Origin of the sequence: Cytobacillus sp. NJ13 (genome assembly GCA_030348385.1) — a bacterium.
GTDB lineage: Bacteria > Bacillota > Bacilli > Bacillales > Cytobacillaceae > Cytobacillus.
In genome coordinates, this window is the sequence record JAUCFP010000006.1 from 3,298,350 (window position 1) to 3,310,977 (window position 12,628).

A 12,628-nucleotide genomic window follows, 5' to 3' on the forward strand; every position below is an offset into this window, starting at 1 on the left:
AAATACCACAGTCAAAACTGACTGTGGTATTAATTACAGCATTTATTAATGGCCGGATAATTTCGCACCAGGTTTGCGGTGAACGGCCAAACGCTCAATCAAGTTCGAGCTTGGCGCGTTTAATCCTGATAGGCGGACTAGCACACCGTTGTCACGAAGCTTTAATACAATCTTATCTATGGCAGCGACACCTGAGTCATCCCAGACATGCGCCTGTGTAAAATCAATTTCAACTTCGTTTAATACTTCATTAAATTCGAATGCTGCTACAAGTTCATCTACAGAAGCAAAGAAAACCTGGCCTGTTACAGCGTATATTTTCTTATCTCCTTCAATTCGTGATGCAGCATGCACTTTCGAAATTTTAGCGACAAAGAAGATCGCACTTAGGATGATCCCCGCGAACACTCCTTTGGATAAGTCATGAGTGAAAACAGTTGTAACAGTCGTTGTCACCATAACAATCGAATCTGTGACAGGCGTCTTAGCAAGGCCTTTAATGGATGACCAGTCAAATGTACCGATCGATACCATGATCATAACGCCAACTAATGCAGCCATCGGGATCTGAACGACAATATTTCCTAATACTAAAATCAGAAACATAAGGAATGTGCCGGCTGTCAAAGCCGAAAGTCTGCCTCTCCCGCCAGATTTCACATTTATAACGGACTGTCCAATCATGGCACAGCCTGCCATTCCGCCGAATAGACCTGCCACGATATTCGCAATTCCCTGTCCGCGGCTTTCCATATTCTTATCACTGGCCGTATCGGTCATGTCATCAACTATGGATGCAGTCAGCAAAGATTCAAGCAAGCCCACGATCGCAAGGGCAATAGAGTATGGGAAAATAATCTTCAGAGTCTCAAGGTTAAATGGAACATCCGGTATAAAGAATGCCGGAAGGGCCGATGTGATAGTTCCCATGTCGCCAACTGTGCGCACATCACTCTTTGTCATGATGGCAATGACAGTAATAACAATAATAGCCACCAGAGGAGATGGCATTGCTTTAGTAAATCTCGGGAAAATATAAATAATCGCCAATGCACCGGCAACCATCGCATACATTACCCATGAAGCATCTGCAAACTGTTCAAGCTGTGCCATGAAAATCAATATTGCCAGTGCGTTAACAAACCCAATCATAACCGCACGCGGAATGAATTTCATAAAGCGGGCCAGCTTAAGCACACCAAATAAGATCTGCAGAATTCCCGTCAAAATGGTCGCAGCAAATAAATACTGCAGTCCGTGATCAGCTACTAATGTAACCATTAATAACGCCATCGCACCAGTTGCAGCAGAAATCATTCCAGGCCTTCCGCCAACTATTGAAATGGTTACAGCAATACAGAAAGAAGCATACAATCCAACCATTGGATCGACACCAGCAATAATCGAGAATGCAATCGCCTCTGGGATTAGTGCCAATGCCACTACGATTCCAGCAAGAATGTCTCCCTTAACATTGCCGAACCATTGTTCTTTTTTTGATAAAACTTTCAAATAAACACCTCTTTATTAATAGATTTGTAGTAATGACTTTGAACTCTCATCAAAGTCGGGCCGACAAAAACATATAGAATCATAACATATTTACTTATATTTACAAACTCTTAGGTAAGCGCTAAAAATACTTAAAATCTATGTTTTTCTTTCGAAATCAACAGATTACTATGCATATAAAAAATAATTTCCAACAAAAAAATGACCCTGGAGCAGAGTCATTTATTATCCGATAGGCGAACAAATCTCAATATAATGTCCATCCGGGTCTTGCACATATGCCACTTTCTGGCCCCAAGGCTTTTCAACAGGCTCAAGCAGGACAGGCACTCCTGCGGCCTTTAGCTTTTCCACAGCCGCTTCTACCTCTTCTGTGATAAATCCCAGCTCAAATGTCTGCTCCTTTCTTAATCCATCCGGTATTGGAAGCCCGGTGACTTCCCGTCCTCCTTCTCTCGTATTAAAAGAAAGAATGGTGCTGCCTGTATCATACTCGATGTAAGTTCCAAATTCATTCCTAAGCTTCAGGCCCAGCAATTCACCATAAAAATGCTTCGTTCTTTCCAGGCTTTCCGCATATAAAATGACATATCCCATCTTCAATTCCACTTATGTTCACCTCTTCAAATTTTCTATTCATGATATGATTTCAATATAGGAGGTATTTTCTCCTTTTAAAAGAATGTATAATCTTTGTAATCATTTAATAGAGGTGCAGCAATGAACTGGAAAGAAATTGAACATCAGATGTACACCATGTGCATGATTGCAGACGGAGATCAGATCCTTCTCATAAAACGCCCAGATTATAAAGGCTTCCCTGGCTATCTCGCACCAGGCGGAAAAGTAGAGTTTCCCGAGAGCATTACGGACGCAGCAAAACGCGAAGTGCTTGAGGAGACAGGGCTGCATGTCAAAAATATTATTTTTAAAGGCTGGGATGAGTACGTAAACCCCCAGATGAATGTCCGCTACATGGTATTTAATTATCTGGCAGACTCCTTTGAAGGAAGCCTTCTTGCAGATCCTCCTGAAGGAGAATTGCAGTGGGTTTCAAGACAAGATGCACTGGACCTTCCTATGCAGGATTGGTTCAAGAGAAAGCTGCCGCTTTTTTTCGAAGAAGGGACTTTTGAGATCCATTCAGTTTGGGATGAAGAGCAAAATACAGAAGGAGCGAGCAAGACAAGGGTTTTTGCTAAGATATAATGAAGGAACCAAAGTGTTCTGAGGAACCTTATAAAAAATAATAAGGCTCGTTTTTAGCGAGCCTTATTCGCAGTGAGCCATGCATCCTTCTAAGAGGAACTCCTTTTTATCCCGGTCGATCTGCAGGATGGTCAGGCTGGTTCCATGAATGAAGGGCGGGTCCCAAATGCGTTCAACAGCAGCATTGCGGCAAAGCATATATAGAGCTTTGACAGCAACAGCATGGGTAACAATCAGCACACTGCCTTCTGATAAGGTCTTTTGCAGGTCTTCCAGAAAGGAAGCAACGCGGTTTGCCACATCGTAAAAGCTTTCTCCTCCTGCACTTTCATAGGACTCCGGCCGGTTCCAATAGGCATCGAAGGCAGCCGGATATAGCTCCCTTATTTCACTTTCCACTCTTCCCTGCCAATCACCAAGATCTATTTCCATAAGCCTTTCATCTGTCTCGACCGGAATCTCCCTTGTTCCTCTTACAAGCTGGGCTGTATGTAAAGTCCGCTTGCTCGGTGAAGATATAATACGCTTAAATTCTATATCCTTTACTCTCTCTCCCAGCAGTTTCGCATCACGTCTGCCTTTCTCCGTTAAATCAGAGTCCAGGCGCCCCTGCATTCTTTTCTCTTTATTCCATTCCGTCTCACCGTGCCGGATGATATATATAGTCAGCATTCCTTTTTTCATGCCCTTCTTATCAATATATGAAAATAGCTTCCTGCCAGCTTCCTGATTTCTTCCGATTTCGCTTCGGGAAAAACGGCTATAAAACAAGTTGATGGGCCTGATGATTTTCCCAAGTCCACTGCTGATTCAAGGTCCATAACCTCAAACTTCCTATTGGAGAACAGCCCGTTCAGCTCGTTCAGAATGCCTTTTGAACCTACAGGAAGCGTCTCAATTTCTTCAATGGAGTTGATTATTTTAAAAAGCTTCAGGGGTGCTGCCTCCGCCTCCCTTTCAATCAGCTCCTGGCCAACTAAAGGGGAACCAATAACCGCTATCCTTGTATCATCTGTATACGTTAGGGTCTCAGCAGGAAGTGCTCCCTGCCTTTTGCCAAGTACAGATAACCCTACCGCAGATTGAAGCAGGTTAAAATTGCTTTCCGTACTGCCGGTGATTTGCAGTTCCGTAAGGCCTAATTCATCGGCCCCCTTCTTAATGCCCCGTATAAGCTGGTCCCAGGCATCATCTCCGCAGAAATTCTGAAGTACTGCAGCAAATGGCTGAGCACCCGCTGACATACATTCCATGACAGCGACTCGGAAGGAATAATACGAAACGGTCTCGTAAGGAACCTGCACAGCGTCCTGTTCTTTCTCGCCGATTGCTCCGCTGTTATCACTTGCTACCACAATCATTTCTTCAGAATTAATAGGAAAGCTTAAGACATCCCTCACTGCTCAGCACCCGCTTTGGAAAGAGCCGGGCCCACAAGCTTGACAAGTCTCGGTATCGCTATATAAGCAATAACAGCATTTATCACAGAGCCTATAAAAAGAGAAGGCACAATTGCCAGGTAAAAGGCCTGGCCCATTAAAAAGATAAATGGAAGCGGAGCTGCAAAGGCATTGCCTAACACAAAAAGAATTCCCGCCAGCCAGTGCCGGCCTCTCTGATACAATGAACTGAAAATAAAGGCTAACAGTGCCATTTCAACAGCAATCAGGAGATGAAGAGGCCCTAAAGGCATGCCGCCCAATAACGCCGACAGCAAATGCCCGATGGCCGCAACGGCCGCACCGCCATAGCCTCCAAGCAGCGCGGCTGCAAGCAAAGCAGGAAATGCATCCAGTGCCACGCTTCCGATAATGGCCGGAACTTTAATCGCTGCACCGATTGCTGTCAGTGCAACAAGCATGGCTGCCATGCCCAATCGCATGCTTTTCATTCCTTATCCTCCTTGCGCTTTCCTTCACGGAATACATTAGCACTGCGCACATACTCCACATCTTTCTGGTTAAGACGGAAATTAACCACTCTTGCCAGGGCAAAGAAATAATCAGATAAACGATTCAGGAATTTCAGTGCCACTGCAGAGGTTTCCGGATCCGCTTTTTTCAGTGAGACCACGAGCCGCTCCGCTCTCCGGGTTACTGTCCTGGCAATATGAATGGATGCAGATGCAGGTGCTCCCCCAGGCAGAATAAACCTTTCAAGCTTTGGCGCTTCCTCAATCAATTGATCAATCTTAGTCTCCAAATAGTCTACAGATTCCTTCGACAATTTCAGCTCCCGCTTTTTCGAAACATTTGCAAGGTCGCCGCCACAGTCAAAAAGCTCATGCTGGATCTTCTCCAAATCCTCCAGGACATCCTGAAAAATGGACGGATCCAGCTGTGTCATAGCCTGCCCGACAAAACAGTTGACTTCATCCACTGTTCCGTATGCTTCAACCCTTACATCATCCTTTTCCACCCTGCCTCCGATAATGCTTGTTTTTCCCTCATCACCAGTTCGTGTATAAAGTTTCATCAGCAATTCCCCATTTCATTTTATTTTTTGACTGATGCCATACCAAATCAAATCAACTCTATCTGCAGCAGCAGCGGCATCCTGAAAGGCCCAGCCTGACGCATCCCGCCACTTTCGGTCAGCTGCTTCCATTGGTACAATGCCTTTTGAAATATCAGATCCGATTAAAACGATCTTTCGATTGACAGCTGTTTTTTCCCACTCCTGCCATTCTGCCAGCATCTCCTGCCATTTGTCCCGAATCTCTTCAAACTCCAGCGCTTGTGACCATTCCCGAATCATCAGCTCGATTCCCTCATAGACGATTAGTTTTTGACCCAAATCGCCAGCCAACTCACCATGATAAGCTGAAATCCATTTATGAGGAGTATCATCCAATTGATAAAATTCCTTCACCCATCGGGATTTCCCGTTAAAGGCGCCTCCTGTAATGAAGTGCATCTCTCTCCCCTCCTAAACTCTTCCCGTGTCCATCTAAGCTCATAGCCTCTTCCAAAAGGAACTTGCCATTCCCAGAATTCTTTTTTCTCCGGTGCATACTTTCCAAGAAGGTATCTTATGACTCCGCTGTGTGTAATAACGGCAGCATCACGAATATCCTTCCGAAGCAATTGATCGGTTAAATTCTGCCACCCTTTATCAACTCTTGCTGAAAATGCTGAAAAGGATTCCCCTCCAGGCATCACTTCTGAGAAAGGAGCTTCCAGCCATTTTTGATAAGCCGGGTTATCTTTCAGCTCTTGATAAGTCCTGCCTTCCCACTCACCAAAATGCATTTCTCTCCATTCGGGACAGGATTCAATAGAATGATCCGGGAAAAGAATAGCTGCCGTCTTCATGCATCTGCCTAAATCACTTGCAAAAATTCTTCTATAGTCCCGAGGCGCCGCGGCAAGCTTATCCCTATGTTCCGGACACAAAGGGGAATCTGTCCATCCCAGATAAGCATGGGACTTATTGGCTTCTGTCAGCCCATGACGAAATAATGCAACAGCCACAGTATCATCCATAAAAGCACCTCCGTCCCTTCCACACTGGCCCCAAGCACATCCCCTGTCATTCCCCCAAACCAGGCAATGACTTTCCTTGATAAGAATGCGAATAACAATATTGAAAAAAGAACCATGAAAAGAAATCCAACAATGGCAGGATAACCAGCCAGCCCAGCAGCTGCCGCGGCGGCCAGAAGGAAGATAGGGTAAATAGATAAGGTGGTTTTAGAAGCAGCCTGCTGAAATAATGAGCCTAGCCCTTCTTTTTTGGCTGCCTTAACTTTTATCAGCAATACCCCCATTACCATCTTGCTTAAAAAAGGAATTACTGTGATTAAAAAATAGGAATATGGATTTGATAAAAGTACAATTTCATAGATAAATAGAAAACGGGCACCCAGCAATACGATGATGGACAGCACCCCGAACGCCCCCACCCGGGGATCACTCATGATTTCCAGCCGCCTCTCCTGATCGCGATAGGAGAAGAACGCATCGCTCGCATCCATCCACCCATCAAGATGAATCCCGCCGGTCAGCAAAATGCCGGCCAGCCAGACGGCAAAGGCCGCAGCCAGGAGTGAAAAAGGAGTCCATTCAAGAAAAGCATAGAGAATAAATGCGTATATGCTTCCCTGAATGAGGCCGGCTATAGGGAAGGTTCTGATGGCCTTCTCCAAATGAGGCTTATCCATGGGCAGGGATATTGGAATGGGAATGCTTGTAAAAAATTGAAGGTTGATCAATAATCCTTTAAGCCATTTCATTCTGTTTTCTCCAGCTAAAGACGATTTCCTTTAATTTTTCCCAATCAAGATGCTGAATCATATTTTCCGCCAGTTCGTTGTATTTCCTATCCTTCAGGGCTTTTATTCGGACAGGCTCTTTACTTGGAATGCCTTTTTGTTTGCGCAGGGAGTTAAGCCACGCACCCCTCCATTCATCATTATGGAAGATGTGGTGCATATACGTCCCTACCAGACGGCCTTCATTTCCATAGAATCCATCTTCTTCGCCATTTTGAAGCAGAAGAAGGCGATTGCCATCAAAGTCTTTTTCAAGAACTGTTTCACCCAAATGGATTTCATATCCATCCAAGATTTCTTTTACGGGAAGGTTCGTGCTTGAATGCAGACTGCCCTTCACCTGCACGGTCTTCTTGCGTTCATGAAAAATGGTATCTGCCGGTATCAAATTCAAGCCTTTTTCCTTTTCATAAGGATTCCCGGTATCAGAACCTGCCATATCGATTAATCTCCTGCCAAGCATCTGGTATCCTCCGCAAATGCCCGCAATTGAACCTCCATCGGCAGCATAGCGCACAATCCAGTCAGCCAGACCTTTTTCCTTGAAATAGCGCAAATCGCGAATCGTGCTCTTTGTGCCGGGAATGATCACCGCATCAGGCGAGCCAGCCTCCGATAAATGCCTTACCCATCTAATGTTCACGTCATCTTCATAGTAAAACGGATCGATGTCACTGAAGTTTGAAATAAATGGCGGCCGCAGCACAGCAATATCCAGAATACCTCCTCCAGCCCTTGGAACAGCAGCTTGAATGGATAGGGAATCCTCTGCATCGATCATATGGTCATCCAAGTAAGGCAGAACGCCAAGGACAGGGATGCCCGTCTTTTCCTCGATCCAGCGGATGCCATCCTCAAACAGTGTGATATCTCCGCGGAATTTATTAATGATAATGCCCGTAACCCGCTGTCTTTCCTGTTTGGTGAAAAGCTCCAGGGTTCCAACAATACTGGCAAAAACACCGCCCCTGTCAATATCGGCAACAAGGATGACTGGCACATCCGCCATTTCAGCGACTTTCATATTAACAAGCTCTTTATCTTTTAAATTAATTTCAACAGGGCTGCCAGCTCCCTCTATCACAAGCAGCTCATATTGAGCATCAAGCAGACTCAGTGCCTCTCTGATGGTCTCCAGCCCCTTTTCATAAAAGGATTCCCGATAGCTTCTTCCTGATAGGGAATTGACTGCTTTTCCAAGGAGAATAACCTCCGCATTCTGAGCGGATTGAGGCTTAAGGAGAATGGGATTCATCCAGACAGCAGCTTCAGTTCTTGCCGCTTCAGCCTGAATGCCCTGTGCCCTGCCGATTTCATTTCCATCCTTTGTCACGTATGAATTATTGGACATATTCTGGGATTTAAAAGGAGCCGTGCGGAAACCTTCATTGGAGAATGCCCGGCAAAGAGCCGTAGCAATCAGGCTTTTACCGGCATCAGATGAAGTCCCCTGAATCATTATCCCTTTCATTCCGGTTCTCCTTTCATTTGTATGGGGATACCAGCTTCAACAAGATAGGCTTCACCAGCCATATCAACTATATTCCTGTGAAGCGTCCCAAGTATTTTTGAATATGTAATCACCAGTTCATTTCTGCCAATTGGCTCATTCAAGACTTCGTTGCTGACAACGATCAAGGCCCTGCATTTTTTGCGGATTTCAGTGATGGCCTTGAGAATTTCAGATGACAGATTTCCCTGGAATTCTCTGTTCCGCCAAACGTCTTCCTCTCTAAAAAGTTCATTATTCAAGAGAGTGGTCAAGCAATCGAAAAGAATAATATCCTGATTATTAAAGTTTCCCGAGATCTCTTCAAGTGCGGAAGGCTTCTCCCAGGTTGTCCAGCTTAAACCGCTCTTTTCCCGGTCATCCTGGTGCCTCTGAATCCGTGTCTCCATCTCGGAATCGCATGCTTTTCCTGCAGCAATATAATGAAGCTTACCTTCCGTCTTTATTGCCAGCCCGGCAGCAGTCCTCTCTGCAAAGGAGCTTTTTCCGCTCCGTACTCCACCGGAGATAAAAATCAGCGATCCTTCCGCCATTGCTGCATCGCCTCCATCAGCACATTGTTGTCTTTCGGCCCTTTAATCGCAAAGCGCAGCCATCTTCCTTCCAGGCCAGGAAAATTCATTGTGTGCCTCGGGATAATTCCTTTCTCAAGCAAAAATCGAAAAAGAGGCAGCTGCACATCAACGCCCGGATCTCTTAACAAATAGAAATTAACTGAAGAAGGAGAAACCTCATAGTCCAATAGCTGATAAAATGGAACCAGCCTATCTCTCTCCTGCCGGATCAAATTCTTTGTCAGCCTGACATGCTCTTTGCTGTCCAGACACCATTCTCCTGCTTTTAAAGCAAGGGCATTCACGCTCCAGTGGGGTTTCAGAGAAGCCGCTCTTTCAATTAACCTCTCACTTGCCATCATGTATCCTAGGCGCAGGCCGGGAATCGAAAACATCTTTGTCATGGAGCGCAAAACCACAACTTTCGAATCCCTTCCAATGAAAGGAACGATAGATTGATATCCTTCAACAAAGTCATAAAAAGCTTCATCCATAATGAGCAGGCAATTATGGATGCTGCACTTCTTTATCAGTTCCTCAACTATGGATAAGGGGTAAAATACACCGGTCGGGTTGTTTGGGTTGCAGAAGAAAAGAACATCAGTAAATTTGAGCTTTTCGGATAACGCTTCCATATTCAGACCCCAGTCTTCAGGCTCCAGCTGATGATAGGAAACCGTACAGTTATTAACCCGGCAGGCCTCTTCATATTCCGAAAAAGCCGGCTGAATAATCAGCACCCTTTTTCCGGCTATCATCCGGCCAATCAGGGTGATTAGCTCGGCGCCTCCATTCCCGACCAGAATCTGTGTTTCTTTTATTCCCTCTTCAGCCGCCAATTTGCTTTTTAAATAAGCAGCATGGGGATCCGGATAATCAGTTATATATTGGAAAAGGTTTCCCCACTTGTCTTTTACTTCGCGGGGAGGTCCAAGGGGATTGATATTGGCGCTAAAATCAATCCGATCTGCCGGCATTGGTTTATCCATCGCTTCATATAAATATTGCGGATTAGATCCGTGTGAAGGCCAAGTCAAGGAACATCCCTCCTGTCCATAATAAAAGCAAGAATAAGAAAACCGTCTTGTTCATGATCGAAATGCTTTTTATGATATGTTCTTTTTCAAGCAGCACCATTGACTTTCCCATCGTTGCACGGTTAGAGATTTCACCCTTATAAAAATTAATACCTCCAAGCTGTACCCCCAGAAGAGCTGCAACAGCTGCTTCGCCCCAGCCGCTATTTGGACTCGGGTGCTTTGGTGCATCTCTTAAAAGGATTCCCCATGCTTCCTCATATGGAGAATGCTCCGGCTTTTGTGTGAGCATGATGCAAACCGATGTCAGCCGGCTCGGGATCCAGTTCGCGATATCATCCACTTTGGCAGATGCCCACCCAAAATCTATATACCTTTCATTTCTATGGCCAACCATCGAATCGCATGTATTAATGGCCCTGTAGATAAGGGCCATAGGCGCACCGCCAATCATGGCCCAAAATAATGGAGCTGTAATGCCGTCACTGGTGTTTTCAGCCACTGTCTCCACGGCAGCCCTGACAATGCCTGGCTCATCCAATCGATCTGTATCCCTGCCGACAATGTATGAAAGCTTTAATCTTGCTTCTTCCATATCTCCTTCTGCAAGAGGCTCATAGACCTCCAATGCTGCATCTTTTAAACTCTTTTGTGCAATGGCTGTGAAGATAAGAATGCCCTCTGCCAGAATGCCGGCAATCGGATGAATTCCATAGAAGAGACGGATGATTAAAAAAGTTATACCTCCCGCCGCCAGCAGAACTACAAAAAGCATGATAATTCCTTTTAATTTTCTTAGGCGGCCTTTATTAAGAACTTGTTCAAGTTTATGTATCAGGGCACCCATCCATCTGACCGGATGCGGCCAGTTTGGCGGGTCTCCTATCAGCTTATCTATGATGCAGGCAAAGGTTAGAGCGATCAGGTGATATAAAATCATCTCTTTATCCTTCTTTGCGATTTTTTTATCGCCTCAACAGTACATTCGTAGACACCTTTTCCGATCACTTTGCCAAGCGGTGTAATGGTACCCGCATACTCCAGGTTTTCTCCCTGCTGTGTGGCCGCAATCATAATACTGTCTGTCGATGTTCCGGTCGCTATCGTCCCTGTGACTTCATCCTTTACTTTCTGATCATATAAGGCTCTTGTCTTTGCCTCGGTTGCAGTCATAATGCATTGAATAAAAGCTTCCTCTGTCAGATTGCCATTAACGAAAACCCATGTATTGATTGTACCCGGAGTCAGATGATAAGAATGTGCTTCACTTTTCGAGGCATCAACAGCATTGCCGACACCTGCTGTCACAACCACATACACAGAGAAGGTTTCATCTTCATAAAATTTACTGCTATGATCCTCAACATATACAGCGGTCATCATCCCCACGGTTTCACCGGGTTCAAAGCCGATCTCCCGGACAAAATCAGCCATCTCCGCTCTATGATCACTGCAATCATAATTCTTGCTCACATGCCGGTTTAGAAATATGCGATTCCAGCCGGTGCCTGATCCGGTTACACCTGATGACATGGTTTTCAGCGGAAATGGGGAGCGAAGGACAAGTAAGTCTTCCTTTACCTCAAGACTGGATCGATCAATTCGATTCACTGATTGGCTTTCCGCCTGAGAGCGTTCGGGCACCAAAACCATCTGGGGGGCCGGGACTCTTGGATGCGGAAGCTTTTCAATCTTCGTCCTATAGACCTCACGTATTCTGCCTTCTTTTAAAACCTCATTGGGAACGTGGTTAATATTGACTTCGCCATTCTCCAGCAGCAATAGGCGGTCACAGTACAGGCCGGCCAAATTCAAATCATGAAAAATGGAAATGACCGTCAGCCCGCAGTCTTTTGACCATACAGAAAGGAGATCAAGCAATTCTTTTTGATAGGATAAGTCAAGATGGTTAGTCGGCTCATCCAGCAATAATATTTCCGGTTCCTGGGCAAGGGCCTGGGCTAAAAACACCCTCTGTCTTTCGCCGCCGGATAATTGCTGAATATCATAATCCTGAAAACGGGAGATGCCTGTCTGCTCCATGACCCGATTGACCGCTTCTTCATCTTTGCTGGACCAGCTCTGGAACCACCCCTTTTGATGGGCATATCTGCCGAGGGAAACCGTTTCCTTTACGGTATAAGAAAAGGCCTGAGAGGAGTGCTGTGGCAGAACAGCAATAATTTTTGCAAGCTCTTTCGGTGTATACTGTGAAAGGTTCTTTCCTTTGATCAGTATATCTCCTGACTTATGAGGCAGAATGCCGCTCAGCATCTTCAGAATCGTGGTCTTTCCGCTTCCATTCGGCCCCAATATTCCGAAAAGCTCCCCTTTTTCCACTTCAAAGCTGATATTTTTCACAACCGGTGCACCGGTATATCCCCCAGTAACTTGCTGAACGCTTAGCATGATTAACCACTTCTTTCTGAACTAAGATACGCCTTCGAAACAAGCAAAAACCGCTTGTTCCTGCGAAGAAAATCCAAGGAAGCCTTCCCCTTGGCACTCCCCCTTGAATGGGTGGACGCTTGCG

General features: G+C 45.4%; 15 protein-coding genes. 1 reads left to right on the forward strand and 14 read right to left on the reverse strand.

From position 1 onward, the window contains the following. Nucleotides 1-45: 45 nt before the first annotated feature. Both QUF73_16425 and QUF73_16430 read right to left on the reverse strand, forming a co-directional pair. Nucleotides 46-1,512 (reverse strand): SulP family inorganic anion transporter, encoded by a 1,467-nt coding sequence (locus QUF73_16425; protein MDM5227748.1) that lies wholly within the window; start codon nt 1,510-1,512, stop codon nt 46-48. 225 nt (nt 1,513-1,737) lie between these two features. Further along, complete coding sequence (locus QUF73_16430) at nt 1,738-2,121, reverse strand: VOC family protein (protein MDM5227749.1); 384 nt, start codon at nt 2,119-2,121, stop codon at nt 1,738-1,740. A gap of 111 nt (nt 2,122-2,232) precedes the next feature. Here QUF73_16430 and QUF73_16435 point away from each other — a divergent pair, with 111 nt between their 5' ends. Then, nucleotides 2,233-2,721 carry an 8-oxo-dGTP diphosphatase gene (locus tag QUF73_16435; GenBank protein MDM5227750.1) on the forward strand — a complete coding sequence of 163 codons (489 nt, stop codon included), beginning with the start codon at nt 2,233-2,235 and terminating at the stop codon, nt 2,719-2,721. A 63-nt stretch (nt 2,722-2,784) separates the two neighbouring features. Here the strand turns inward: QUF73_16435 and QUF73_16440 are convergent, their stop codons facing one another. Genes QUF73_16440 through QUF73_16495 form a run of 12 tightly spaced genes read right to left on the reverse strand, consistent with a single transcriptional unit; the run spans nt 2,785 to nt 12,504 of the window. Beyond that, on the reverse strand, nt 2,785-3,405 hold the full coding sequence (locus QUF73_16440; GenBank protein ID MDM5227751.1) for a histidine phosphatase family protein: 621 nt from the start codon (nt 3,403-3,405) through the stop codon (nt 2,785-2,787). Further along, nucleotides 3,402-4,121: an ATP-binding protein gene (locus QUF73_16445; GenBank protein ID MDM5227752.1), complete on the reverse strand. Its 720-nt coding sequence runs from the start codon at nt 4,119-4,121 to the stop codon at nt 3,402-3,404. The genes QUF73_16440 and QUF73_16445 overlap by 4 nt, the downstream gene beginning before the upstream one ends. Next, nucleotides 4,118-4,612 carry an ECF transporter S component gene (locus QUF73_16450; protein MDM5227753.1) on the reverse strand — a complete coding sequence of 165 codons (495 nt, stop codon included), beginning with the start codon at nt 4,610-4,612 and terminating at the stop codon, nt 4,118-4,120. Before QUF73_16450 ends, QUF73_16445 begins: the two co-directional genes overlap by 4 nt. Then, the gene (locus QUF73_16455) at nt 4,609-5,196 is read right to left on the reverse strand and encodes a cob(I)yrinic acid a,c-diamide adenosyltransferase (protein MDM5227754.1); all 588 of its coding nucleotides are present in this window, start codon (nt 5,194-5,196) and stop codon (nt 4,609-4,611) included. Before QUF73_16455 ends, QUF73_16450 begins: the two co-directional genes overlap by 4 nt. Before the next feature lie 15 nt (nt 5,197-5,211). Next, nucleotides 5,212-5,637 (reverse strand): bifunctional adenosylcobinamide kinase/adenosylcobinamide-phosphate guanylyltransferase, encoded by a 426-nt coding sequence (locus tag QUF73_16460; protein ID MDM5227755.1) that lies wholly within the window; start codon nt 5,635-5,637, stop codon nt 5,212-5,214. Next, nucleotides 5,589-6,206 (reverse strand): histidine phosphatase family protein, encoded by a 618-nt coding sequence (locus QUF73_16465; GenBank protein MDM5227756.1) that lies wholly within the window; start codon nt 6,204-6,206, stop codon nt 5,589-5,591. Before QUF73_16465 ends, QUF73_16460 begins: the two co-directional genes overlap by 49 nt. Then, nucleotides 6,164-6,955, reverse strand: a complete 792-nt coding sequence (cobS, locus tag QUF73_16470) for an adenosylcobinamide-GDP ribazoletransferase (GenBank protein MDM5227757.1) — start codon at nt 6,953-6,955, stop codon at nt 6,164-6,166. Before cobS ends, QUF73_16465 begins: the two co-directional genes overlap by 43 nt. Further along, entirely contained in the window at nt 6,942-8,465 is a 1,524-nt protein-coding gene (locus QUF73_16475) for a cobyric acid synthase (protein MDM5227758.1), read from the reverse strand. Before QUF73_16475 ends, cobS begins: the two co-directional genes overlap by 14 nt. Beyond that, on the reverse strand, nt 8,462-9,037 hold the full coding sequence (locus QUF73_16480) for a bifunctional adenosylcobinamide kinase/adenosylcobinamide-phosphate guanylyltransferase (GenBank protein ID MDM5227759.1): 576 nt from the start codon (nt 9,035-9,037) through the stop codon (nt 8,462-8,464). Before QUF73_16480 ends, QUF73_16475 begins: the two co-directional genes overlap by 4 nt. Next, nucleotides 9,019-10,095, reverse strand: coding sequence for a threonine-phosphate decarboxylase CobD (cobD, locus tag QUF73_16485; GenBank protein MDM5227760.1), 1,077 nt, complete (start codon nt 10,093-10,095; stop codon nt 9,019-9,021). The genes QUF73_16480 and cobD overlap by 19 nt, the downstream gene beginning before the upstream one ends. Next, nucleotides 10,070-11,035: an adenosylcobinamide-phosphate synthase CbiB gene (gene cbiB, locus QUF73_16490; protein MDM5227761.1), complete on the reverse strand. Its 966-nt coding sequence runs from the start codon at nt 11,033-11,035 to the stop codon at nt 10,070-10,072. Before cbiB ends, cobD begins: the two co-directional genes overlap by 26 nt. Beyond that, nucleotides 11,032-12,504 carry an adenosylcobinamide amidohydrolase gene (locus tag QUF73_16495; GenBank protein ID MDM5227762.1) on the reverse strand — a complete coding sequence of 491 codons (1,473 nt, stop codon included), beginning with the start codon at nt 12,502-12,504 and terminating at the stop codon, nt 11,032-11,034. The genes cbiB and QUF73_16495 overlap by 4 nt, the downstream gene beginning before the upstream one ends. Nucleotides 12,505-12,628: the final 124 nt, after the last annotated feature.